A 25,658-nucleotide genomic window follows, 5' to 3' on the forward strand; every position below is an offset into this window, starting at 1 on the left:
TTTTGCTATTTCTTAGTTAGTTTATGCTTCGTTAGTGTTACGTACCTTCGTTTGGTACATGACATTTGGCTTTGTGCCAACGGACTCCAAAAGGTGATACATTCTATCATCCTTTGTAAGCTCGAATACTTCACTATCGTGGTCATTTATATCACCAAATACGATAGCACCCGTATTACATGCTGCGGAACAAGCGGTCTGGAATTCTTCATCCTTCACCGGTCTTCCTTTTAATTTGGCGTCCAGAATAGAACGTTGTGTCTTTTGGATACACATCGAGCATTTTTCCATAACACCTCGAGAGCGAACCACAACATCAGGATTTAAGACCATACGACCTAAATCGTTATTCATGTTGTAATCGAATTCATCGTTTTCGGCATATAAGAACCAGTTAAAACGACGTACTTTATAAGGACAGTTGTTCGCACAGTAACGTGTTCCTACACAACGGTTATATGCCATGTGGTTTTGCCCCTGACGACCGTGTGAAGTTGCCGCAACCGGACAAACCGTTTCACATGGTGCGTGGTTACAATGCTGACACATAACTGGCTGGAAGGCCACTTGCGGATTTGCCGCTGGCGATTCCATTTCACCATATTCTGATAGCGAACTGCCAAGTCCTGAAATATTTTCTTTCTTTTCGGTATCGGCCTGGAAGCTTTCTTCACTAGAGTAATAGCGGTCGATACGCAACCAGTGCATATCGCGGCTCTTACGCATTTCATCCTTACCAACAACAGGAACGTTGTTTTCGGCGTGACATGCAATTACACATGCCCCACAACCCGTACAAGCATTTAAGTCGATAGAAAGGTTGAAGTGGTGCCCAACCGACCGATCAAAGCTTTCCCACAGATCCGCATCTGGATCCGTTACAGGAATTTCTTGATGATCTTTCGAAACCACTGGAATTGGATTCCATTCGTGTGTTTTCTTAGTATTGAATATCTCTAAGGTCGTCTCGTTGATGATATCACGACCCATCATCGTATTGTGAAGCTGGATACAAGCAAACTCATGCGTACCAGCCGCTTTTTCAATACGAACATTATTTTGAATGTCAGAGAAGTTTTGATACAGCGGGTATGCATTCACCCCTGTTTGCATTTCTTCCTGAACCGCCTCTTTCTTACCATATCCAAGCGCTAGGCCGATAGACCCTTTCGCTTGTCCTGGCTGAATGATTACCGGCACATTCTGAACGGTTGCGTCACCAACAGTAATGTTGATATAGTTTCCATTCATAGCTCCATTAGCCACATATTCGTTTTCAAGACCCAACGATTCAGCATCTGCTTGCGAAATCAATGCGTAGTTGTCCCAAGTTGCTCTTGTAATAGGGTCTGGCATTTCCTGAAGCCAAGGGTTGTTGGCCATCTGACCGTCACCCATCGATGTTTTGGTATACAATATCAACTGCATGCCACCATCTTGTGAAAGTAAGGCACCGTTTGAAGTATTGCTTTCCATGGTATCTTCAGAAGCGGTAGCATCTTCCATTGAAACTTCAGCAGAAGATTCGAAGAAACCGTCATGCAAGGCTTGGTTCCAAGAACTTCCGCCAAGGATTGAAGTATTCCAAGATTCCTTGATATACTCGTAGTAATTTTTTGTGTTTCCGGTCCACTTCAACAAGCAGTCCTGAAACTGACGTGTATTGAACAACGGACGGATAGTAGGCTGCGTTAAGCTGAAGCTGCCTTTTTTCATTTGAATATCACCCCAACTTTCAAGATAATGAGGCGTAGCAGCGATCATCTGTGCTCTTGAAGCCGTAGCGTCCTCTTTCATAGAGAAGGCCAACGTGAAGTCCAAGTTCTTGTAAGCATCTGCAAATTCTTTACCTGCAGGGAAGGAATATACAGGATCTACACCAACAGTAATAAGTCCTTTGATGCTTCCGTTTACGACACCTTGCATGACGCGACGCACTTCGGCGCTATTTCCCTTGCGCGTCATTCGCGGCTTGGCAGTATCCATTACAGTACTTCCAACACCATCATTATAATTTAGCGCAGCTGTTTGAGCACCTACATCAGGTAAACCTGTAATAACAACTCCTTTGCTTCCCGCTTTTTGAAGTTGTGCTTTTGCGTTTTGAACCGCAGTTGCAATATTTTCTGGCAATCCTGAAGCACTTCCGCCTGTTAATGCACGAAGTACTTGCATTTGCTGAGCCGGCGTTACTGGCACTCGGGTATCGGCATTAGCACCGGAAAGCGACATATTCGATTCGAATTGGATATGCTTGGACATTTTTCCGTTCTTAGGAATACGTCCTTTTGCATACCCGCTTTCGTATCCACCACCTTGCCAATCGCCAAGGAAGTCGGCACCTACAGAAACGATTACCTCTGCTTTAGAGAAATCATAATCGGCCAGGGCACGGGTTCCATATTTATTTTGGAAAGCATCCAAGGCTTCAGAAGAAGAAACCGTATCGTATACTACGTGACGAACGTTTGGATACTTCGCTTGAAATTCTTGTATCAATTTTGAAGTAGAAGGACTTGCGAATGTTTGTGTTAACAATACGATATCCTGCCCACTTAACTCATTCATTTTTTGTGCTACGCCCGCGTCGAATTCTTCCCAGCTTACCTCAGCACCGTCCATTTTGGGAGCGGTTAAGCGATTCTTATCATACAGTGATAAAACCGAAGCCTGAACTCTTGCGTTAACACAGCTTCCATTTTCCGAAAGGGTATTTCGCTCAATCTTAATCGGACGTCCCTCGCGGGTTTTAACCAATACATTGGCAAAATCGAATCCATCGGCAATGGCCGAAGCGTAAAAGTTCGCGATTCCCGGAACGATCTCATCCGGTTGAACCACGTAAGGAATCGATTTAACCACAGGACCTTCACAGGCAGCCAATGAAGCTGCAGCAGTAGTGAAGCCCACGTACTTTAAGAAATCACGACGTGTGGTTGATGAAGAGGACAGCTTCTCCTTGTCGCCCAAAAACGCATCGGTTGGAATTTCTTCCACGAATTCGTTTTGTTTAAGGGTTTCGACAATCGGACTGTCGGTTTTTAATTCCTCAACACTTTTCCAGTATTTCTTGTTTGATGCCATATTGCTATCTAGAAAATGATGTTCAAATTATTAGTAGTGACATTTGCCACATTCCAAACCGCCCATTTCGGCGATTGTAACTTTTTCCACGCCATACTTCTTCGCCAATTCCTCGTGGATTTTTTCATAGTACTCATTGCCTTCCATGGCAACGTTCGTTTCACGGTGACAGTTAATACACCATCCCATGGTTAGCGGCGAATGCTGCTCCATGATTTCCATTTCCTCTACAGGACCGTGACACTTTTGGCAAGCCACTCCAGCTACGGTTACGTGTTGTGAGTGGTTGAAGTATGCGAAGTCGGGTAGGTTGTGAATACGAATCCATTTCACTGGCTTCTCTTCACCCGTATATGATTGGGTGCTTTCGTCCCATCCTACCGCTGCATATAGTTTTTTGATTTCAGCGTTATAATCTACGCCATATTCGTTTAGGCCCGTTTGCTGTGTTTCTTCAGCAACCTCGGCAATGTTTTTATGACAGTTCATACATACATTCAAGGAAGGAATTCCAGAATGCTTACTCTTACGAGCGGAACTGTGACAGTAATTACAGTCTATTTGGTTTTCACCAGCATGAATTCTGTGCGAATAGTGAATTGGCTGAACTGGCGCATAGCCCTGATCAACTCCAACCTGCATAAAGAAGCCGTACATGAAATAGCCGGCAGCCAAAAGCAAGAAGATTGAAGACACCAATACCAAGAATTGGTTCTGCACGAATGCTTTCCAGATCGGCAAACCTTTTTGCTTCTCTTCGTATACTACGCCATTTGCTTCTGCAATGCGACGAAGCGTTTTGGTAACCAAGAACAGCATCACCACAAGTAATACAAATACCAAGGCTAAAGCAGCCAAGATGATTTCGTTGGTAGCACCGTCTCCAGCACCAGTTGCTGTTGTAGCTACATCAGGTGGTGGCGCAACCTTTTTTTCCTGACTCGTATACGCTAAAATATTATCGATATCGGTATTGCTAAGCTGTGGGAAAGCCGTCATGACCGATTGGTTGTATTCTTCAAAAAGGGCAACCGCCTGCTGATCGCCAGAAGCAATAAGCTCCTGACTGTTTTTGATCCATGCATACAACCATTCACGGTCATATTTATCTGCAACGCCACGAAGGGCTGGACCTGTGGCACGCTTATCTAATTTATGACAAGCAGCACAGTTTGCTTTAAACAATCGCTCTCCCGCTTCGACATCTCCCACGCCCTCGGCAGCCGGTGTTTCGGCATCGGCCTCCGCAGTAGCTTCTTCAGGAGCAGCCCCATCAGCGGCTTGTTCTTCCTGCGCATACGTGAAAGTGGAGAAAAATAGCAGAAATGCTATCGACAAAAGAGACAAAATGGAGGGTAACTTTCGGTATTGTACCTTTTTCATAATGGTGTTCAATTATCCATACGTTTGGCAAACAGGTTGTTGCTTTTTACATCCTTTTAAATGCCATAAATAACGACGCAAAAGTACAGTATAAAGTCCATTTTCAAAATTCTAACAAAGTGTTAACTCTTAATTTATATTAGTTCTAAATAATAAAAATTGATTTGCAGGAGTTAATTACTTTTACCTTTGTATGAAACAAAAAAGCATGAAAACATTCCCCTTACTTCCAACACTATTTTTCGGTGGTACGCTATTGGCCATAGGCACAGTTAGTTCATTCGGCCAACAAGCAACAGTTACGGTTAATCAGGATGAAAAGATACCGATGCTGTTGGAGTTGAAAAAGGAGATGGAAAAAGACAACGAACTATCTACCGGATACACCATACAATTATACTATGGCGATTTAGGGAAGGCGAATGAAATCCTTCGAAAATATAGAGGTCGTTATGGCGATTGGCCCGCTTCCATTGAATACGAAACACCAAATTATAAAGTCTGGGTAGGTAATTTTAACGAGCGGATTGATGCCGATCGCGCCTTGATGGAAGTACAGGAGACCTTTCCAGCAGCTTTCATTTTAAAGCCACAAAACAGAGGTTAAAACCTTTAATTCAACTCATAAAAAAAGCCCGGAATTTCCGGGCTTTTTCATTCTATGTAAACTGTGATTACAGCTTTTTCTTAACGGCCACCTCTTGGAAGGCTTCCACAACGTCCCCTTCTTTGATGTCGTTATAGTTCTTGATTTGCATACCGCAATCGTATCCTTTCGATACTTCCTTCACATCGTCTTTAAAACGTTTTAAGGAAGCTAGCTCTCCAGTGTATACAACCACACCTTCACGGATAAGGCGTACACTGCTGCTTCGATAGATTTTTCCACTGGTTACCATACACCCTGCGATGGTTCCGATTTTGGAAATCTTGAAGGTCTCTCGAATTTCTGCGGTACCAGTAATCTCCTCTTTCATCTCTGGCGACAACATACCTTCCATAGCATCTTTCAGGTCGTTAATCGCATCGTAGATAATAGAGTATGTTCTGATATCGATTTCTTCCTTATCGGCAATTTGTCGGGCGTTCCCCATTGGGCGAACATTAAACCCGATAATAATCGCATCGGAAGCCGAAGCAAGCAGCACGTCACTTTCAGTAATGGCACCTACTCCTTTGTGAATGATATTCACTTGAATTTCTTCTGTTGAAAGCTTTTGGAAAGAATCCGTCAATGCTTCAACCGAACCATCCACATCACCTTTCAGAATAATATTCAATTCCTGGAAGTCGCCTAAGGCAATTCGTCGGCCGATTTCATCTAGCGTAATATGACGCTGCGTTCGAACCGATTGTTCACGCTGCAACTGTGTACGTTTGTTAGCGATATCTTTCGCTTCACGTTCATCTTCAAAGACGTTAAATTTATCACCCGCCTGTGGCGCACCGTCCAGTCCTAAAATAGAAACCGGTGTTGAAGGTCCAGCAGCTTTTACGTTATTTCCACGCTCATCCTGCATTGCCTTAATTTTACCGCTGTGTTGACCGGCAAGTACATAATCACCAATATTTAGCGTACCGTTTTGTACCAGTACGGTTGAGACATACCCACGACCTTTGTCGAGGTACGCTTCTACCACTGTACCGTTAGCAACTTTATTTGGATTGGCTTTCAGCTCTAATATTTCAGCTTCGAGCAATACTTTCTCAAGTAATTCTTTAACACCATCACCTGTTTTAGCTGAAATATCGTGTGATTGGATTTTTCCACCCCAATCTTCAACCAATAAATTCATGCTAGCAAGGCCTTCCTTAATTTTATCGGGATTCGCCGTTGGCTTATCAATTTTGTTAATCGCAAATACAATTGGGACACCAGCCGCTTGTGCGTGACTGATTGCCTCTTTTGTTTGCGGCATAATATCGTCATCGGCAGCGATTACAATAATCGCAAGGTCGGTTACCTGTGTACCTCTAGCACGCATTGCAGTAAAGGCCTCGTGACCAGGCGTATCCAAGAATGCAATTTTTTGTCCGTCCTCTAACTGTACTCCATAGGCACCTATATGCTGTGTAATACCACCCGACTCACCAGCGATTACGTTTTCCTCACGTATATAATCCAATAGGGATGTTTTACCGTGATCTACGTGACCCATTACGGTAACGATTGGTGCACGTCCTTTTAAATCTTCTGGAGCATCTTCCTCAACTTGGAAGGACTCTTCAATATCGGCAGTAACGAATTCTACATCGTAGCCGAATTCTTCAGCCACAATCGAAAGCGTTTCCGCATCCAGTCGTTGGTTCATGGTCACCATCATTCCGAGCGACATACAAGCAGAAATCACTTTTGTAACGGGCACATCCATCATGGTTGCCACTTCGCTAACGGTAACAAATTCGGTTACCTTCAACAGTTTGCTGTCTGCCTCTTGCTGTGCTTGTTCTTCTTCAGATTTTTGACGGTGGGTATCTCGTTTCTCGCGACGATACTTCGCTCCTTTTCCTTTGGAAGATTTCCCTTGAAGTTTTTCAAGGGTCTCCCGAACCTGCTTTTGGATTTCTTCTTCAGTAGGCTCTTCTTTAGGAGCGTGCGAGCGACCTTTACGGCCTTTATTTGATCTATAATCTTTTTTGGACGTCTTTTTACTGATACGGCGACGTTTTCCTCTTTTTCCTTTATTATCGTCGTCCTTATCCTTTTTCTTCTTTTCAGGTTTTTTGAACTTGGAAAGGTCAATTTTTTCACCTGTAAAGTTCGGACCATCCAACTTTTTATAATTGGTGGTTACGGTATCATCTTTCTTAGGCTCTTCAGAGGCTTTTTCTTTTTCCTTTTCCTTTTCCTCTTCCTTCGCCTTCGGAGCTTCTTTTTTCGGCGCTTCTTTCTTCTCCTCTTTCTTCGGCTCTTCCTCTTTCTTTTCTTCCTTCGGAGTTTCTACCTTCTTGGCCTCTTCCTTCGGCTTTTCGTCTTTAGGCTTCTCCTCTTTCGGAGCTTCTTTCTCTTCTTTCGCCTCTTTCTTCTTATCGCCGTCAAGATCGATCTTGCCAACCTGTTTTGGTCCGTCGAGCTTAGCAGATGCCTTTACGACCTCTTCCTCTTTTTTCTTCTTCTCCTCGATTTCGCGCTGACGGGCTTGAAGCAATTCCTCCTTTTCCTTACGTTTTTCTTCTCCAACTTCTTTGGACTCCTTCTTTTTGCTCTTGTCCGTTTGAAATTCCTCAAAAAGCACTTCGTATTGCTCGCCTGTAATTTTAGTAGTAGGGCGTGCCTCTATTTCATGCCCGTTTTCCTTTAGGAAATCCACAGCACGATCTAGCGAAATATTGAATTCGCGAAGTACTTTATTGAGCCTCATTGTTTTTGCTTCAGCCATATAAATGCTTCCTGTTTGCTAATAATTATTGTGTAAAAGTAGTATAAAGTTTGTACTACTCTTCAAATTCTTCTTTTAATATACGGATAACTTCTTTTACCGTCTCTTCCTCAAGGTCGGTTCTTTTCACCAAATCCTCTACATCATATTCCAAGATACTCTTGGCCGTATCCAAGCCAATTTTATGAAATTCAGCGATAATCCAATCTTCGATTTCATCGGAGAACTCTTTCAATTCCACATCTTCTTCAGCGCCTTCACGCAATACATCAATCTCGTAACCTGTTAATTGACCAGCCAAACGGATGTTGTGTCCACCACGTCCAATCGCTTTTGAAACCTCTTCAGGACGAAGCAGTACTTCCACACGCTTTGTCTCTTCATTGATATTCATTGACGTTACTTTCGCTGGACTCAATGCACGCGTGATAAACAACTGTAAATTGTTGGTATAATTTATTACGTCGATATTCTCATTTCCGAGTTCGCGAACAATTCCGTGAATACGAGATCCTTTCATCCCAACACATGCTCCAACCGGATCGATACGATCGTCGTACGAATCTACGGCTACTTTTGCCTTTTCACCTGGAATTCGCACTACTTTTTTCACGGTAATCAGTCCGTCGAACACTTCAGGAATTTCCTGCTCGAATAATTTCTCAAGGAACAATGGATTTGCTCGAGACATAATGATAGCAGGTTTGTTTCCTTTCAACTCGACACTTTCAATGATACCGCGTACGTTATCTCCCTTGCGGAAGAAATCGGATGGAATCTGTTTATCCTTTGGCAGGATAATCTCATTCCCTTCATCATCCAATAAAATTACGGCACGGTGACGGATATGGTGTACCTCAGCCGTATATATTTCACCTTCAAGCTCCTTGAACTGCTTATAAATATTGGTATTATCGTGTTCATGGATTTTAGAGATCAAATTTTGGCGCAATGCTAAAATAGAACGCCGGCCCAATTGTGCTAGTTTCACTTCTTCAGAAACATCTTCACCAATTTCAAAGTCTGGCTCAATTTTGCGTGCTTCTGTAAGTGAAATTTCCTCGTTCGGCTCTTCCACTTCGCCATCGGCTACCACGACACGGTTCCGCCAGATTTCCAAATCGCCCTTATCTGGGTTGATAATAATATCGAAATTATCATCGCTTCCAAATTTCTTCTTCAAGGCATTTCGGAACACTTCTTCCAAAATTGCCATGAGCGTTACCCGGTCTATGAGCTTGTCATCCTTAAACTCCGAAAAGGAATCGATCAACGCTAAATTTTCCATCTGCTATTTATTAAATGTTATCTTCACTTTTGCTTGTTCAATTTCACCGTAGGGCAAAATCGCTTCTTTTTTTACCGTATGCTTACCTTTCCCCACAGGTTTTGGTTCGCGTACTTTCCAATTTAATGTAATGGCCTCGTCGGTTGCTTCCGACAAAGTCGCTTCAATTTCTTGATTATCGGTTGTGGTTACCTTCAGCTTTCGTCCCACGTTCTTTTTATACTGACGCGGCATTTGAAGTGGCTCCGACACGCCCGCCGACATTACGTCGAGCGAAAAATCCTCTTCTTCGCGATCTAAATTATGTTCGATGGCGCGACTTAGCTGAATGCAATCCTCGACCGTAACTCCTTGATCGCCATCTACTATCACTTTTATCCGATTATCATCAGTTACCGTAAAATCCAACAAAAATAAGGATGGATTTTCATGTAATGCCTTATCTATCAACTCTTTAACTCTCTCCTTCATAAAATATTGCTATAAAAAGAGGGGACTTATCGTCCCCTCGGCTAGTAGCTTTAGTAATTCTGTGCAAATATATTACATTTTTTAGTAATATAAAAATGAGGCATATAATGAAATAATTATGTACTTTACCTATTCAAAAACCAACCCAAAAAAAGCATTATTAATGAAACGGATTTTAGTACCCACCGATTTTTCCGATCAAGCTGAAAACGCTTTAAAAGTAGCTGCGCAACTCGCTCGAAAGCACGATAGCGAACTGTATTTATTTCATACGGTTGAATTACCCAACCACCTGGCAAACTCGAGCAACACAGGAGCGATGCCAGAATCAGTTTATTTCATCAAGCTTACTGAAAAACGTTTTGCCGATATATTAACGCGTCCCTACCTTCAGGATCTTGAAGTTTTTGAGGCCATAGGTCATGAAGAAATTTACGAGGACATCATAAAAGCTGTTGAGGTCAATAATATAGACTTGGTTGTTATGGGTTCGCATGGTGCGAGTGGCTTTAAGGAAATGTTTATCGGCAGCAATACCGAAAAAGTAGTCCGAACCTCAAAAATTCCGGTATTGGTCATTAAGAACGATCATGCCGATTTCAATGTGAATGATTTTGTTTTTGCCACAGATTTTTCCGAAGAATGCAAAAAACCGTTTAAGGAAGCCTTGGAGGTTGCCAAGTTATTGGACGCCAAAATGCATTTATTATATGTGAACACCCCAAGTGGCTTTAAAACCTCAGAGCAAGCGCATGCGATTATGGAGAATTTTATTGCTGGGATGAATGCTGAAAATTACTCCCTTCATATTTATAATGATGTTTCAGTTGAAAAAGGAATTCTCAACTTTGCCAAAAACAGCAAAGCCCAATTGGTAGGCATGAGCACACATGGTCGAAAAGGCTTGGCGCATTTCTTTAATGGAAGTATTAGTGAAGATTTGGTGAACCATGCCAATATGCCCGTGATAACCTTTAAGATTTGATGAATCCTCTTATCTTTTTGATAATTAGTTTTTTTCTTTTAAGCTGCGGCACCCCCTCAAAAAACTCTGAAGAGCACGTTATTGGTGGCCCAAAGGACTCTGTCGAAAGTACGGATACCTCACCAATAGAAGAAACACTACCATATGGCGCGGTGCGTGGCGATTTCATGGGTTCAAACGATTCGTTTTATGTATACCCTAAAAAAAATAAGCATGGTACTGGAATGGCGTTGTTTTCAGAGCATGAAGAAATCGGAAAAATAAGTCTGCCAAAAGCAGTAGCTACGAAGCTAGAGGTCTATTCCGACGAGGCATTTCCTACCGACATATTGGTAGCACGCACCCAATTAGAAGACCCGCAATTCAACAAGTACCACCTTTTTATTTTTCGTGAAGGAAGGTGGCTGCCCTTGGTGAATGGATTTGCCATTCATAAAAGCCACATGAGCGATACCCTACGGCCATTTTGGAGAGATCCAAAGGACGCCACAAAAGTAGTTCGGCATTATTCGGTCTTCGACTTGGACACTTCGTCGGATGAAGGATACACATGGCGGCTGTTAACAGAAAGCGTTCCAATGCTAAACCGCTAATCGTATTAGCTTTTAAAATAGTGATAATAATCGATGAGCACAGCCTTAAATGTCCGTTCGCCAAAGGTCCCGATATCCTTATTGGACAATCCTAAATCCTCCCGCATCTCCATAATCACTTTTGAAAGTTTCTGGTACTGCATTCGGGTATCTATTTTCTCCTTTCCATAGACCTCCTTAAAAATATATTGACGATAGTCGCCAAAAGCATTCACCACATCTGGAGATGCATACAGCATATATTCCTTTAGGAAATCGAACATTTTGTTATGACTTAGGTTCTGGGGAGGTTCTGGAGGCTCTTTTCCAACCTCAACTAGATCGTCTATTACCAAATTGACAAATTTTTGATACACTTCTCGACGCCTTTCATTCACCTTATTCTGAAGCTCGCGGCGACGCTCGATTAAATGCCTTGCATAATATCCCAAGCCACCGGCCGCCAGCGGAATCATTAATTGATACCAATGAAATTCCATAACAGATTGATTTAGTGAACACTAAGATAAAGTAAAATATAAAGAAATTTGGAATGAGTTGAAAAAAGAAGGGCTTTCAAAACAAAAATCCCTGCCGGTTAGACAGGGATTCAAATTTAATTGTTGGCCCACCCCTCCTTCGCTCCGCTCCGGCGGGCAGGTAGGGCTCCCTTCGACTTCGCTCAGGGTAAACCCTGCCTACGGCAGGCAGGTCCTCGCCTGCAATTCCCAAAAATAAAAAAACCGAACTCGTTAAAGTTCGGTCGTTTTGTTGGCCCACCCCGCCCGAACGCTCACCTGACAAATTTCGGGCAGGTACCGTTCGGTACGGGCGGGTAGGGCTTGCCGCTATTCAGCGGCACAGGCTTCTCGCCGCAATTCCCAGAAATAAAAAAACCGAACTTGTTGAAGTTCGGTCTTCTTGTTGGCCCACTAGGGCTCGAACCTAGACTCTTCTGGACCAAAACCAGACGTGTTGCCAGTTACACCATGGGCCAATTCCATAATGCGGATGCAAATTTAATACAAACTTTTGCACCTACAAATAAATCTGCCAAAAAACTTGGCTTCATCTTCACAAAATATGCTGCCCGCTTTCACGTTAGTAGTTTTTGTTAGGCCTTCCTAGTGTAATTATTAGTATTTTCGCCTTTTAAAATAGATTTGCCCATGGCTACTTTTTCATTTCAGAAATGGAATCAAATTCTTGGATGGACAGCCTTTGCCATCGCCCTTATTACATATTGGCTAACTGTAGAACCCACCGCTAGTTTTTGGGATGCTGGAGAATATATAACCACAGCAAGTAACCTGGAAGTAGGCCACCCTCCCGGAGCCCCGCTGTATCAATTGCTTGGTGCTTTCTTTTCCATCTTCGCCATGGAACCAACCAATATCGCACTCACTATTAACTTGATGTCCGTTTTTGCTAGCGCCTTTACCATCTTGTTCATGTTTTGGTCGCTAACGATGTTACTTACCAATGTCATTTCAAAAAATACTACCCTCTCCAAGTCCAACCAAATTGGAATCCTGGGCAGCGCTTTTATCGGTTCGTTAGCCTTTGCCTTCACCGATAGCTTCTGGTTTAATGCCGTAGAAGCCGAAGTGTACGCTTCTGCTGCCTGTATTATGGCCATCCTCTTTTATTGTGCGCTTCGCTGGGAACGCGAAATGAATACCCCCAGGGGGAACCGTTGGGTCATTCTTATTTCCTTTATCATCGGATTGTCTTTTGGGGTTCACTTTATGGGGTTATTAACCATCCCCGCAATGGGCTTTTTGTATTTCTTCAAAAATTATAAGAAAGTAACTACCAAGAATTTCATCATTGCTACATTCGTGAGTGTCGCAATCTTGCTGTTTATTTTTAAGCTATTGCTTCCGATGACGATGAAGTTTTTCAGTGCCTCGGAATTGTTTTTCGTAAACAGCATCGGCATGCCTTTCCATAGCGGAACTGTCATTGCAGGGCTGCTATTTATTGGGCTTTTCATCTATCTCTTACGATACACACGAAAAAAAAGCTTTTACCAACTGAACACCCTTCTCCTGTGTATCCTTTTTATTTTCATAGGATTTTCGAGTTGGTTGATGCTTCCCATCCGGGCAAATGCCGGAACGGTTATTAATGAGAATAACCCTGAGAATGCAAGAGAGCTTTTGGCCTATTATAATCGCGAACAGTATCCTGAAACCCATTTATTTTACGGTCCGCTTTTTACTGAAGCATACGTTGGCCTAGACCCTGACAATCCGTATAAGGATGACAAGCCAAAATATGAGCAGGATGAGGAAAATGGCAAATACGTAATCGTAAATAATTATAAAAACGCCAATCAAAACACCGATGATTCCCAAAAGGCCTTCCTACCACGAATGTGGAGTATTGAAAACAGCGCAAATTACTTGGAGTTTACCGAAGGCTTGGAATTTTCCATAAAACCAGAATATAGTGGTGAGCCTAGACTGGTTCAGGAAATTCAAAAGTTTCAGCAAGCGTATAACCAAGGACTGGTAGATGCTGAGGACTACCATAAGTTCATGCAGGAATTTGGCTTAGCGCTTGATATCGAGAAGCCCTCTATCGGACAAAACCTGAAGTTTATGTTCCAGTACCAATTTGGCTATATGTATTGGCGCTACTTTATGTGGAATTTTGCCGGCCGACAAGACGACGTTCAAGGGAAAATGGACGATCTTCATGGAAATTGGCTAAGTGGCATCGAATTTATTGACGAATTGCGATTAGGGTCGCAGGATAACCTTTATAGTGACGCAAAGGACAATGAGGCACGAAATACCTATTATTTCCTACCATTAATTTTGGGAATACTTGGAATCCTTTTTCACCTGAAAGAAGATCAAAAGAATTTCTGGGTATTGTTGGTCTTTTTCCTTTTCACCGGAATCGCACTAAAAATATACCTTAACGAAAGGCCTTTCGAACCTCGAGAACGCGATTATGCATTAGTGGGATCCTTCTATGTTTTTGCTATGTGGATTGGCTTTGGCGTATACGCCTTATACGACCTGTTGAAGGACTACCTTAAACCGAAAATGGCACTCCCAATAGTATTTGGAGCTACCGCATTGGCAGGTCCGATACTTTTGGCTACTCAAAACTGGGACGATCATGATCGATCAAATCGTTATACTGCTAATAGTATGGCGAAGATGTATCTGGATTCGGTGGATGAAAACGCCATATTATTTACAATTGGCGATAATGATACTTTCGCACTTTGGTATGCGCAAAATATTGAAGGATACCGTCAGGATGTTCGTATCGTAAATACCAGCCTCTTCCAAACGGCTTGGTATATCGATGATATGAAGAAGAAAGCATTCGATAGCGATCCGATTCCTTCACAACTTACGCATGACCAATACAAATATGGAACACGCGACTTCCTATACTATCAGCAAACGCGTCGGGATACCGTCGATATTAACACGTGGATGAATTGGGTAGCCGATGATAGCCCGAATACCGAAGTAGAGTTGGAAAGCAATCAAATGGCCCATACGTTCCCTTCCAAAACCATTCGGATTCCTGTAGACAAACAAGCAGTGTTGGAAAACGGCATCGTACCGCAAGAGGATGCAGATAAAATTGTGGATAATATCTATATCACCCTGAAAGGAAATATCATTTATAAGAATCGTATGCTCATGTTAGACATCATCGCTAACAACAACTGGGAACGTCCGATATATTTCAGCGGTGGTGCTTTCGGCGACGATGATTATTTATGGATGAAGGACTATCTTCAATTAGATGGGGTTGTGTACAAATTAGTGCCTATCCGAACGCCTATTAATCCGCGAAATCCATTCGATATGGGACGGGTAGATCCTGATAAGATGTATGATATTGTGATGAAATGGGATTGGGGCAATAGCGGCAGCCCAGATATTTATCACGATACCGAAACGCGACGGAACTCTATTACATATCGTAGCAATTTAGCACGATTGGCGGAAGCGCTCATTAATGATGGGCAACTTGAAAAAGCTGAAAATGTATTGGATCTCGCGATGGAAAAGATGCCGGTGAAGTATTTCGAATACTATTCACTACTAGAACCCTATGTACTAGGATACTATGAAGTGGGCGCGGAAGACAAAGCGCGTAGTTTATTTGAAGAAGTCTCTGCTAAATACCAGGAAAAATTATTGTATTACAGCGGCTTGAAAGTAAGCCGACAATATCCAATAGCCGATGAAATCATCAGCGACATGGAACGCTATCGCGGGTTGGTAGATATCGTTATTGTGTATGATGAAGAAGCCTTCGCCCGTCAGGAAGCTGAAACCTTCAACGATTATTTACGATTGTTCCGTCACTTTTACAGTGAAGAGGAAGGTGTAGATGTTGATGAAAATCTTCAACAGGAAGACTCGGTGGAAATGTTGAATGATACTATTCCAGATGAAGTGATCGAGGCGATTATGGAAAACCAATAATGCGACTGTTTCCCACAAAAACACCCTCAATAATAAAACGGCTGTATCCGAAAAGGATATGGTCGTTTTCTCGTTCTACTGAAACCGTATTCCTCACTTTCGATGATGGTCCTATTCCTGAAGTCACTCCTTGGGTACTCGACACATTAGCGGAGTATCATGCGAAAGCGACCTTTTTCTGTATTGGTGAAAACATCCAAAAGCATCCAGAAGTCTTCAACAGAATTCTAACCGAAGGTCATGCTGTAGGCAATCATACGCAGCATCATGTAAATGGTTGGAAAACCCAAACGCAAACATATCTTCGAGAGGTTGAAAAAGCGGAAACGACAATTTCTAATTTTTCAAATCGAAAATCGAAAATCGAAAATTCCAAAATGCTATTTCGTCCTCCCTACGGTAAGCTTACGTCAGCCCAGGCAAAGCAGCTTCAACAGAAAGCATATACTATTGTAATGTGGGACGTACTCACTTACGATTTCGATACGACGCTTTCACCCGAAAAATGCTTCACCCAAACCAAAAAAGCAATTCGACCGGGTAGTATTGTTATCTTTCACGATAGCCTAAAGGCAGAAAAAAACCTTCGATATGTGCTACCGAAGGTTTTAGATCTTATTACTTCCAAAGGTTGGAAAACGGAAGGATTATTTAATACTTAGGTTTTCTGAGAATACTACCAACGTATCATTGCCCGACCCGGTAAGTCGCTGAACAAATACTTCTATATAGTCTCCTGTTTGTAAATTTGTAACGGCATTCAGCGCAACATTTTGGATATCAGAATCATTGGTTATCCGAACGGTAGCATTCGATTCCGTGATCAAGGTTCCATTTTTTGCCAGCACGAATGTATAAAAGTCACTAGTCGCGCCAATAACTCGAATCGACAGGGAAGCATTAACCTGAAAGCTCCTTGCCTTCTCTCCCTGATAGATTAGCCGATTTCCGCCAGCGGAATTGAAACGGAACAGATTATCTGTCGAAAATGTTCCACCTTCAATTTCCCTTGCAGTCCCGTTTCCGATAGTTTGTGAAAATCCAGTCGTTAGACTCCCCGTGAAATAAAAATTTCCAGCCGCTACATCATCTGTTTCAAGAGGCACACCAGAAGATCTTACATCCCATCCTACAGGAAAATTATAGCCCGTATACGGTTCTGGATTAAACCCATTAATGCGAGTACCATCACCAATAAAACTAATCTCGGAAATAGACGCATCATTTGTTATACTCGGGTTGGAACTAACATCAATTCCCGTTTCACCCGTTTCAGATACGATTCTACCGTTAGCGATTTGAAAATTACTGAAAGTTCCCGATAAATTTAAAAACGTTCCCGTATTCGTAGTAGTCCAAAACGCATTCTGCATAAAAAAAGAGGTAATATCTGAAACATCAAAACCATCGGTATTATTCACATATTGCACCACATTGAAAAAGACGACATTTAGCCCAGTAAGTGTTCCCACACTGCTAGCTCCTGCAATGATACTACTGTTTATCACCAAGTTTCCACCACCTGAAAGATTAAAAACTTGATTGCCATTTCCATTGATGGTCACATTTCGAATGCTTCCAGAGCCTCCTTGAAACAATGTTCCACCAGAACCATTAATAAGAATATCCTGTCCCACGTCTACTCCTTCAATATAAGCGCCATTCATATCGATGGGAAAATCGAGGGTAATGGCACCGTTTATTTCATATAGGTAATTCGTTTGTAGTTGGTAGGTCGATCCACCACCAGCAGTTAATTCTTCATTTAAATCGGCTACCGACTTCACCAATTTATAATTGTCTCTTTTAACATCATCGGCAAGTAACCTAATCCACGAACTCGAAGCTGTATCATAATAGAAAAAAGCATCTTCATCGGTATCGTAAACAAAAAGACTCTCGGCAGGACTGCTAATATTGTTTCGTTGTACGGTCGTCATACGTGGTGCCAAAAAACCGTGTTCGGTCGACTCGATTTCCAACATTGCACTCGGATCGGGATTGGTAGTACCTATTCCAACTTGGGAATATGCCATTGGGATAACTGCCAACAGCAGCAATAATCTAGTAATTGTCTTCATGGGGATAACATTTTTCAAAAAATTTTCGGCAAATCTATAACTGTTTGACGTATAAATTAGCTATTAAATCGATATTTTTTTATAAAGTTGTGCTAATTTTCTGTCAACTTTCTTAAATATTTACGAAGCCATTGAAGAATTGGTTTTCTCCTTTCTGAAGATCAATATCTTGACCCATGGAAGCACACTAATATAACCCCATGGTAATCTTTCAATAAACTTAATTGAAGTCCATTACGCTATCTTTGAAGTGTCGAAACTTTTGGATTCCAAATAACAGACTTAGCCATTAAGCCGCTTTTGAGGAGGAGCGGCTTTTTTTATTCCATTTACAACGGTTTCTGAAAGCTTCTTTTTATTTTTGAAGGGAACCTCAACCATTTTCAATGTCAGATCAAAAACGACTTTTCCTTCTCGATGCTTATGCCCTCATCTTTCGTGGCTATTACGCATTAATAAAAAATCCACGAATTAACAGCAAAGGGCAGGATACCAGCGCCATCATGGGATTTGTAAATTCCCTCTTCGATGTTATTCGGCGGGAAAAGCCTGGCCATTTAGCGGTCTGCTTCGATAAGGATGGAAGTGCCGAACGTACCGAGATGTTTGAGGATTATAAAGCCAATCGCGACGAAACCCCACAGGTTATTCGCGAATCCATCCCGATTATTCAAGATATTCTAAAAGCCATGCACATTCCCTGTATCGAAATCTCCGGTATGGAAGCCGACGATATAATTGGTACGTTGGCAAAGCAGGCTGAAAAGGAAAATTATCAGGTGTTTATGGTAACGCCCGATAAGGATTTTGGTCAGTTAGTCTCAGAAAACATCTTTATGTACCGTCCCGCCCGAATGGGAAATGCCATCGAAATCTGGGGTATTCCCGAAGTGCAAAAACGCTTTGGGGTTGAGCGTCCAGAACAGGTTATTGATTACCTCGGAATGATGGGCGATAGCAGCGATAATATTCCTGGCTTACCCGGCGTAGGCGACAAAACCGCTAAAAAATTCATCAAGCAATTTGGCTCGATGGAAGGTCTGTTGGAGAATACCGACAAGTTGAAAGGAAAAATGAAGGAAAAAGTGATCGATAATGCGGAGCTTGGTCGACTGTCGAAAAAACTAGCGACCATTTTCACCGATTGCGATGTTACCTTCGATGAAAAAGACTACGAGCTTTCGCAACCCGATGCCCAAAAAGTACAGGAGATTTTTGAAGAATTGGAATTTAGAAGGTTACGCGACCAATTTTTGAAGTTGTTTTCAGGTGAAGACGAATCCGATTCCGCTACCCAGGTTTCCAACACCGAATCGGCCGAAAAACTTTCAAAACCCGCTGGATCTGGTCAGTTTTCACTTTTCGGAGGGGATGGCGAACCCGCCGAGGATATCAAGAAATACAATTCGCGGAAAACGATTGATGATACCGAGCATTTCTACCAACTCGTCCAACCGGGAATGGGTACAAAATTATTTCTTCAACAGTTACAACAGCAAAAAAGTGTGTGTTTCGACACCGAAACCACAAGTTTGGATGCATTGGAAGCCGAACTCGTCGGAATTGCCTTCTCATGGGAAACCGGAAAAGGTTTTTATGTTCCGATTCCTGAGGATAAAGAAGAAGCGCAAAAAATGATTGAAACGCTTCGTCCCTTTTTTGAAGATGAAACAATTGAGAAAATCGGTCAGAATCTGAAATACGACATCAAGGTTTTAGCCAATTACAATATTGAAGTGAAGGGAAAGTTATTCGATACCATGTTGGCGCACTACCTCATCAATCCCGATATGCGTCATAACATGGATGTGCTGTCGGAAACTTATTTGAACTATACTCCAGTTTCCATCGAATCGCTCATAGGGAAGAAAGGAAAGAATCAGAAATCGATGCGGGATGTTTCAGTAGAAGACCAAACCGAATATGCCGTAGAGGATGCCGACGTTACGCTTCAACTAAAAAAACACTTTGAAAAAGAGTTGGGCGAAGCCAATACACAAACCTTATTCGACGATATCGAAGTACCCTTATTGCGCGTGTTAGCCGATATGGAATTGGAAGGCATTCGATTGGATGTCGATTTTCTAAAAGAGCTTTCCGATGCGCTGGACACCGATATTCTTCAACTGGAAAAAGACATCTATGCCGAAGCCGATGAAGAGTTCAATATTGCTTCACCAAAACAGTTAGGTGAAATCTTGTTCGGAAAAATGAAGTTGGTCGACAAACCGAAGAAGACCAAAACTGGTCAGTACTCCACTGCCGAGGATGTACTTTCCTATCTCGCAAAGGATCATAAAATTATCAGAGATGTCCTTGAGTATCGCGGACTAACCAAACTGAAGAGCACCTATGTAGATGCCTTACCGGAACAGGTTTCACCAAAAACCCATCGCGTGCATACCGATTATATGCAAACGGTAGCGGCTACCGGACGATTAAGCAGTAACAATCCAAACCTTCAGAATATCCCGATTCGTACGGAACGCGGTCGACAAGTACGAAAAGCATTCGTCCCGAAAGATGAAAACCATGTTTTGTTAGCGGCGGATTATTCACAAATTGAGCTTCGTATCATCGCAGCCTTAAGTGATGAAGATACGATGATTGAAGCGTTTAAAAACGGTGAGGATATTCACGCCTCCACTGCTTCAAAAGTATTCAATGTCCCGATTGCTGACGTAACCCGCGAACAGCGTAGCAATGCGAAAACGGTAAACTTTGGAATTATTTATGGTGTTTCGGCCTTCGGATTGAGCAATCAGACGGATTTGTCTAGAAGTGAAGCCAAGGAACTTATCGATACCTATTACAAAACCTATCCGAAACTTCGAAATTATATCAGCGAGCAGGTTGATTTTGCTCGCGAGCATGGCTATGTACAAACGGTTTTAGGACGAAGACGATATCTAAATGGTATTAATGGGCGAAACGCTGTAGTACGTGGTGCCGCAGAGCGGAATGCGGTAAATGCTCCGATTCAGGGAAGCGCCGCTGATATTATTAAGATCGCAATGATCAATATTCACAAGAAACTGAAAGCGGAACGCTATAAGAGTAAGATGCTACTTCAGGTACATGATGAATTGGTCTTCGATGCACATAAAGACGAACTCGACAAACTTCAACAGATGGTACAATCTGAAATGGAGAATGCCTATAAAATGAAGGTTCCCTTAGATGTTGAATTGGGTGTAGGTGAAAATTGGTTGGAGGCGCATTAATAGCGATATGCTTGATAAATAATTACTAAATTATCGACATGGGAATCCACATTCAATCGGAAACCGCTGCTTGTGAAATTAGCCAAGGATGCAGAAGTTATTCCCAAATTGTTTCCGTTATTATTGGCATATCGTATTCCTACACAGTGGCTATCGGAAGAATATCGTGAAATATCATTTATCGAGTTTCCCGATCCTCCATTAAAAATAACCTGCTGTTGTATTGTACCGCCGTCATCGTAGGCAAACCCTTGCATAGAACCGTACGTATTTGGAATACCGTTGTTGTTATTTCCAACACCATTATCGGCATTGATATTATAGGACTCTATGTTAGCATAGGCGGTAAAAACAACGCGTTTTGGTTGAAACGGTAAGCCATTAACAATTAAATTCCCAGTGCCGGTGATTGTTGCCTTACCAACCCACATAGAGGGGGTATTATCGATTAACTTATCCCAAGAGGCACCATTCCAAAAATAAAAGCCAGCTTCAGTTAATCCACCTGTTCCAGTATTGTAGACCATGGTACTTTCCGCTAAAGGTGTTCCCTCCGGATTCGTAACAGTTGTAATATCAGTATCTGAGGCAAGTGCCACACGAGGAATGAGTAACCCACTATTGGAAGATTGGATATCTAATTGTGCTTCGGGAGCAGTTGTTCCAATACCCACTTGCGCCAACATAACACTAGAATAAAGAAATAAGCAAAGTTGAAATTTGAGGAGAAACTTCATGGTTATTTAGTTTTTATGCGAAACTATAATACCTACGGAAAAAACCTACAATCCGGATTTTGAAATCTCAGACTTTTCGATGAACGGATAATTATTTCGACAAAACCATTTATAATACAAACCGGTAGGTCGCTTTAATCAAAAACGTATTCCTAGGCCGCTGTTGCAATAACTGTGTATCGATAATCGTATTGAAGTCGTTATCTGCATCGCCGAGTCCATTAATGCCCTGCGACCAAACCAAAAATACTTCTGAACCGGGAATGTATTCCCACCGAATCACGAGGTTTGAACGAAACTGAACAAACGCAAAGTCTGGGTTTCCAAAGGAATAATCGGTCGTCCCATCACGATTTTCGTCAATCAAAAAGCCACCGTCTTGTTCCGAGATTTGGTTTGTATCATACAAACTGACCCTTTCGTTTAAATCCTCCGCAGTAGCATTTGTCACATAGTTGAAGTTGCTATAACGTCCGCGACTAATAAACGGTTGCCCATAAAATTGAATTGTAAGATCTGGATTGATGTTATAATTCACTCGTAGCGTCGTACTAATTGTTTGCTGGTCTATTTCTCCCGTAATGTATCTTGTGGTTCCATTAAAATCCTGCTGACTTACATATTGGGTTTTATTAGGGCTATTTTCAAATTCGGTGTTCAATGACATACTCAAGGCATCCAATGGCTGATAGTTCAAGCGAAGCTCGTAGCGTCGCAAGCCAAAATTGTCCTGTTTAGCTTGGGAATGCACATACCCTATCGTACCGCTTAATTTTTTCCGACCATCGGTTCCCATAAAGGCGAAAAAGTAATTCTCTTCACTATACCGCCAGCGCGGACCGCCACGCAAAAACGAATTGATATAAATGCGAGGCTTATGTGCTCCGCCTATTTCACCCCACCAATTATTCTTGAAATTGAACCATGAGCCTATTTCATATTGCATGCGATTATAGTTTCCTTCAAAATCGTAACTCGAAAATTGATTGAAACGAATATTTCCCTGTCGATACCATGAAGTCGGTTTGTTGAAGAATCGAAACACATTGGCATATTGCCGAATTTCATCAGCTTGCCGGAGAAAACCGATATCGTTCAACTCCAATTCCGGACTACGCCAATTCCCTCCTACATTATAACGCCAATCGCCACCACCACCTTTTCCGATTTCAAATCGGCCGCCCGTTCCCATTAAAGAAGTCCGGGTGGTATCCACCGAAACATGGCTGGCATCGCTCCGCTGAAAAAGGTGCACAATACTTTGTTGGGTTTGGGTGATGGCTTCCTCGCTACCATTTACCTGACTCATCACTGCGCTTCCTTCCACATAGTACTTTCGTTCTTTCCAATTATGCTTAAAGTCCAATCCGCCAGAATACGCATTTTGGTGAAGAAAATTCAATTTGCCTTCCAAATCGCGATGCGTACCTGTAATGATTCCTCCTATAAAACTATTTCGGTTGTTGAAGTCCTTTTGAACCCTTCCCACTACATAATTTGTTAGCGGTTCAACCAACACCTCCTCTTCAGAACCATCCTCATTAATAACATCTGCATATTCTTTATCGGTCACGCTTTCCAACACGCCAATCGACCAGCCATCCTGGGTTTTCCCGCTAAATTTCGCGGCACCCAAAATAGTCGTATTGTCTGGTTGATCCACATAGGCAATCGCACTTCCCACCGCCGAGCCTTGCGGCGTTCTTCCGATACGGCGAGAGAAAAACAAGTTGTCCTGATTTCCGGCAAAATTGTAATCGAAAATATTCTTATTCTCTACAAAAAACGGTCGTCGCTCCTGAAAGAAAATCTCAAAACCGTCCAAAGCGATAGCGCCTGGGTCAGCATCTACTTGACCAAAATCGGGGTTTATGGTTACATCTAAGGTTAAATCGTTGGTTACGCCAATCTTCGCATCCAGTCCTGCGGTAAATCGCGTATCGCTTCCGTCGAGAAAAGGATTACCCTCTTCTCCTTCATAGGTATCGAGTTGTGCCAATCCGTACGGCTGAATCTCGATCTGTTTTTGTGGCTGTAAGCCTTTCAACCCACGAAGCTCTCCAAATTCACTTACCCAACCGGGTGCATTGGGTAATACTGGCTGCCATAGCGAACGCTCTTCATTTCTAAAATAACGTCGCGTGCTTTGCAGCCCCCAAACCTGGTTATCGGCTTTCCCGAAGCGTAACTGACTTAATGGAATTCGAATTTCAGCCGTCCATCCTTCAGCATCTACCTGCGTTTTCAAATACCAAATCGGGTTCCAGCTACTGTCCCAGTTATTGCCGTTATTTGAAATAAATTCATCGCCCTTCACTCCAGAAACAGAAGCCGTAAAGGAGAATCCAGTTCGATCGTCGTTATAGCTATCGATATTAATTTCCACCCAATCGCCCGCAAAACCGTCACGACGTGAAAGGCGTTTTTCAATTTTATCAGGTTCCGCATCATAACATCGAAACGCCACGTAGAGATTTTTGTCGTCGTAAAGAATTTTGAATTTTGTCTGCTCGGTTGGAGGCGTCCCGTTATCGGGTTGGTTTTCTACATAGTCGGTCGCCCAATCGACCAGCGACCATGCCGCGTCATTTAAATTCCCATCGATTTTGGGCGCTTCATTTTGGTCAATGGAGGTGGTTGTATAGACCCGTTTTTCTGGTTTTTTGAGACTGTCGGAAGGGGTTTCTGTTTGGCTAACTCCAACAAATGAAAACAGTATGCTAATGGCTAAAGCAATTGATAAACGCTGCATGGTTGGTTGATTGATTCACCTTAATAGACCGATGCTCAGTCGTTTCGTGACACTTTTAATAGTAAAACTTTCATTTTTAACATTTTTAGCTTGACAGAATTCCTTTCTCAAATGCCTATCTTTAAGGGCTTGAATCCAATTTTATGCGAAAGCTCATTTCGAAGAAAAAACCTGCTTACCCTATTTCCGAAGACCTATTGGCCTATCTTCAAAAACATGGTCGGACGATTAAAATCCCTATTTATTATGACGATTTGCTTCGGTTTCAGGGTTCCATCGCTATCCATGATGACAAGGGCGAGGATACGCTGTGGGTAAGTGTTTATTATGCTGAAAGCGAGCGCGACGAGATTGAATATAGTTTGAAGCAGATGTATTCTATCCTTCATTCCGACGGAAGTGATTCGCTACTGCCCTACCTGAATATCGATAGCATCGATTTTTGCACTTTCGGAAATTCGAAACCTTTTAGAGTGAAGGTTCGAAACATTCTAAACGACAACTACATCTTTCTCTATATCAAAAAAGCGGATGCTTCGCGCATCTACGGTTTAGAATTGGAACACCTGCTTTCACCAAACCATATCAATTTTTTGGTGCATGATACAACCTTAATTGAAGAACACATCTCCGGAATTCCGGGCGACGATTTTTTAGAGGATAACTTGGATGATTGTTCCGATCGCGACAAGCGCGAGATAGCGAAGGAATTTGTGAAGTTCAACGAGCGCTGTTTTGTTCGATTACTGGGCGATATGCGTTCCTATAATTATGTTATGGTGCTAACCCACGATTTCGATAGAATCCAATATCGAATTCGCGCCATCGACTTCGACCAACAGAGTTATGAAGGGAATGCAAAGGTGTATAAACCTCAGTTTCTAAAAGAAAACAATAAGCTGGTCAACATGACCATGGATGTTCTTCAGGAAGCCTCGATAGAACAATATAAACGTGAAGAGCGATCCCTTTTGGCCAAACGTGCCGTTAGCGAAAGTAGAAGATTGAAGGAAGTGATGGATTGTATGAAGAATGATGCTATTTCACCTCCAGGGAAAATCGAACAATTAAAGATGGGATTGTTTGAACTTACCGGCGATGTACGCTTTAAAAAGTCGAGAAACATGGGGGAAGTACTACAAAGCGCCTTGGATTTCGTGATTCGAAACTACAAAAACGAAAATCCGTTTATCATCAAATAGCAGAACGTTAATTCTTTACGAAAAAGATAG

General features: G+C 42.3%; 16 protein-coding genes and 1 tRNA gene. 7 read left to right on the forward strand and 10 right to left on the reverse strand.

Translation table 11 applies throughout. The features are described from left to right. Positions 1-21: 21 nt before the first annotated feature. A complete protein-coding gene (locus tag I4Q58_RS05020) occupies positions 22-3,084 on the reverse strand; it encodes a TAT-variant-translocated molybdopterin oxidoreductase (RefSeq protein ID WP_203294460.1) in 3,063 nt (1,020 codons plus the stop codon). A gap of 30 nt (positions 3,085-3,114) precedes the next feature. Then, the gene (locus tag I4Q58_RS05025) at positions 3,115-4,467 is read right to left on the reverse strand and encodes a c-type cytochrome (protein WP_203294462.1); all 1,353 of its coding nucleotides are present in this window, start codon (positions 4,465-4,467) and stop codon (positions 3,115-3,117) included. Positions 4,468-4,675: 208 nt separating this feature from the next. Between I4Q58_RS05025 and I4Q58_RS05030 the strand changes: the two genes are divergently transcribed. Beyond that, on the forward strand, positions 4,676-5,074 hold the full coding sequence (locus I4Q58_RS05030; protein WP_203294464.1) for an SPOR domain-containing protein: 399 nt from the start codon (positions 4,676-4,678) through the stop codon (positions 5,072-5,074). Positions 5,075-5,141: 67 nt separating this feature from the next. Here the strand turns inward: I4Q58_RS05030 and infB are convergent, their stop codons facing one another. Genes infB through rimP form a run of 3 tightly spaced genes read right to left on the reverse strand, consistent with a single transcriptional unit; the run spans position 5,142 to position 9,606 of the window. Beyond that, on the reverse strand, positions 5,142-7,847 hold the full coding sequence (gene infB, locus I4Q58_RS05035) for a translation initiation factor IF-2 (RefSeq protein ID WP_203294466.1): 2,706 nt from the start codon (positions 7,845-7,847) through the stop codon (positions 5,142-5,144). Positions 7,848-7,902: 55 nt separating this feature from the next. Next, entirely contained in the window at positions 7,903-9,135 is a 1,233-nt protein-coding gene (gene nusA / locus I4Q58_RS05040) for a transcription termination factor NusA (RefSeq protein ID WP_203294468.1), read from the reverse strand. A 3-nt stretch (positions 9,136-9,138) separates the two neighbouring features. Further along, a complete protein-coding gene (rimP, locus tag I4Q58_RS05045) occupies positions 9,139-9,606 on the reverse strand; it encodes a ribosome assembly cofactor RimP (protein WP_203294470.1) in 468 nt (155 codons plus the stop codon). Positions 9,607-9,769: 163 nt separating this feature from the next. On the opposite strand from rimP, the gene I4Q58_RS05050 reads away from it, so the two are divergent. After that, a complete protein-coding gene (locus tag I4Q58_RS05050; protein ID WP_203294472.1) occupies positions 9,770-10,591 on the forward strand; it encodes a universal stress protein in 822 nt (273 codons plus the stop codon). Next, positions 10,588-11,184, forward strand: coding sequence for a hypothetical protein (locus tag I4Q58_RS05055; RefSeq protein WP_203294474.1), 597 nt, complete (start codon positions 10,588-10,590; stop codon positions 11,182-11,184). The genes I4Q58_RS05050 and I4Q58_RS05055 overlap by 4 nt, the downstream gene beginning before the upstream one ends. 5 nt (positions 11,185-11,189) lie before the next feature. Here I4Q58_RS05055 and I4Q58_RS05060 read toward each other — a convergent pair whose 3' ends face one another. Beyond that, a complete protein-coding gene (locus I4Q58_RS05060; protein ID WP_203294476.1) occupies positions 11,190-11,663 on the reverse strand; it encodes a hypothetical protein in 474 nt (157 codons plus the stop codon). 424 nt (positions 11,664-12,087) lie between these two features. Then, positions 12,088-12,160, reverse strand: a tRNA-Gln gene (locus tag I4Q58_RS05065). Between the two features lie 172 nt (positions 12,161-12,332). Here I4Q58_RS05065 and I4Q58_RS05070 point away from each other — a divergent pair. Both I4Q58_RS05070 and I4Q58_RS05075 read left to right on the forward strand, forming a co-directional pair. Beyond that, positions 12,333-15,632, forward strand: coding sequence for a glycosyltransferase family 117 protein (locus tag I4Q58_RS05070; protein ID WP_203294478.1), 3,300 nt, complete (start codon positions 12,333-12,335; stop codon positions 15,630-15,632). Next, positions 15,632-16,294, forward strand: coding sequence for a polysaccharide deacetylase family protein (locus I4Q58_RS05075; RefSeq protein ID WP_203294480.1), 663 nt, complete (start codon positions 15,632-15,634; stop codon positions 16,292-16,294). The genes I4Q58_RS05070 and I4Q58_RS05075 overlap by 1 nt, the downstream gene beginning before the upstream one ends. Here I4Q58_RS05075 and I4Q58_RS05080 read toward each other — a convergent pair. Continuing rightward, positions 16,280-17,713, reverse strand: a complete 1,434-nt coding sequence (locus I4Q58_RS05080; RefSeq protein ID WP_203294482.1) for a cell wall anchor protein — start codon at positions 17,711-17,713, stop codon at positions 16,280-16,282. The two genes, I4Q58_RS05075 and I4Q58_RS05080, sit on opposite strands and share 15 nt — an antisense overlap. Positions 17,714-18,099: 386 nt before the next feature. On the opposite strand from I4Q58_RS05080, the gene polA reads away from it, so the two are divergent. Then, complete coding sequence (gene polA, locus I4Q58_RS05085; protein WP_203294484.1) at positions 18,100-20,937, forward strand: DNA polymerase I; 2,838 nt, start codon at positions 18,100-18,102, stop codon at positions 20,935-20,937. On the opposite strand, the gene I4Q58_RS05090 is transcribed toward polA, so the two are convergent. Both I4Q58_RS05090 and I4Q58_RS05095 read right to left on the reverse strand, forming a co-directional pair. Then, positions 20,934-21,674 (reverse strand): hypothetical protein, encoded by a 741-nt coding sequence (locus I4Q58_RS05090; RefSeq protein WP_203294486.1) that lies wholly within the window; start codon positions 21,672-21,674, stop codon positions 20,934-20,936. The two genes, polA and I4Q58_RS05090, sit on opposite strands and share 4 nt — an antisense overlap. A gap of 109 nt (positions 21,675-21,783) precedes the next feature. Then, entirely contained in the window at positions 21,784-24,426 is a 2,643-nt protein-coding gene (locus tag I4Q58_RS05095) for a DUF5916 domain-containing protein (RefSeq protein ID WP_203294488.1), read from the reverse strand. 143 nt (positions 24,427-24,569) lie between these two features. Between I4Q58_RS05095 and I4Q58_RS05100 the strand changes: the two genes are divergently transcribed. Next, positions 24,570-25,628 (forward strand): hypothetical protein, encoded by a 1,059-nt coding sequence (locus tag I4Q58_RS05100; protein ID WP_203294490.1) that lies wholly within the window; start codon positions 24,570-24,572, stop codon positions 25,626-25,628. Positions 25,629-25,658 lie beyond the last annotated feature (30 nt).

Origin of the sequence: Luteirhabdus pelagi, from assembly GCF_016827595.1 — a bacterium.
Taxonomy (GTDB): domain Bacteria; phylum Bacteroidota; class Bacteroidia; order Flavobacteriales; family Flavobacteriaceae; genus Luteirhabdus; species Luteirhabdus pelagi.

What these genes read in the sequence shown, in the direction of transcription:
- rimP (WP_203294470.1), bottom strand. Translation starts at nt 9,606, where the DNA reads ATGAAGGAGAGAGTTAAAGAGTTGATAGATAAGGCATTACATGAAAAT.
- I4Q58_RS05030 (WP_203294464.1), top strand. Translation starts at nt 4,676, where the DNA reads ATGAAAACATTCCCCTTACTTCCAACACTATTTTTCGGTGGTACGCTA.
- I4Q58_RS05100 (WP_203294490.1), top strand. Translation starts at nt 24,570, where the DNA reads ATGCGAAAGCTCATTTCGAAGAAAAAACCTGCTTACCCTATTTCCGAA.
- I4Q58_RS05060 (WP_203294476.1), bottom strand. Translation starts at nt 11,663, where the DNA reads ATGGAATTTCATTGGTATCAATTAATGATTCCGCTGGCGGCCGGTGGC.
- I4Q58_RS05025 (WP_203294462.1), bottom strand. Translation starts at nt 4,467, where the DNA reads ATGAAAAAGGTACAATACCGAAAGTTACCCTCCATTTTGTCTCTTTTG.
- I4Q58_RS05090 (WP_203294486.1), bottom strand. Translation starts at nt 21,674, where the DNA reads ATGAAGTTTCTCCTCAAATTTCAACTTTGCTTATTTCTTTATTCTAGT.
- infB (WP_203294466.1), bottom strand. Translation starts at nt 7,847, where the DNA reads ATGGCTGAAGCAAAAACAATGAGGCTCAATAAAGTACTTCGCGAATTC.
- I4Q58_RS05020 (WP_203294460.1), bottom strand. Translation starts at nt 3,084, where the DNA reads ATGGCATCAAACAAGAAATACTGGAAAAGTGTTGAGGAATTAAAAACC.
- I4Q58_RS05095 (WP_203294488.1), bottom strand. Translation starts at nt 24,426, where the DNA reads ATGCAGCGTTTATCAATTGCTTTAGCCATTAGCATACTGTTTTCATTT.
- polA (WP_203294484.1), top strand. Translation starts at nt 18,100, where the DNA reads ATGTCAGATCAAAAACGACTTTTCCTTCTCGATGCTTATGCCCTCATC.
- I4Q58_RS05075 (WP_203294480.1), top strand. Translation starts at nt 15,632, where the DNA reads ATGCGACTGTTTCCCACAAAAACACCCTCAATAATAAAACGGCTGTAT.
- I4Q58_RS05070 (WP_203294478.1), top strand. Translation starts at nt 12,333, where the DNA reads ATGGCTACTTTTTCATTTCAGAAATGGAATCAAATTCTTGGATGGACA.
- I4Q58_RS05050 (WP_203294472.1), top strand. Translation starts at nt 9,770, where the DNA reads ATGAAACGGATTTTAGTACCCACCGATTTTTCCGATCAAGCTGAAAAC.
- I4Q58_RS05080 (WP_203294482.1), bottom strand. Translation starts at nt 17,713, where the DNA reads ATGAAGACAATTACTAGATTATTGCTGCTGTTGGCAGTTATCCCAATG.
- nusA (WP_203294468.1), bottom strand. Translation starts at nt 9,135, where the DNA reads ATGGAAAATTTAGCGTTGATCGATTCCTTTTCGGAGTTTAAGGATGAC.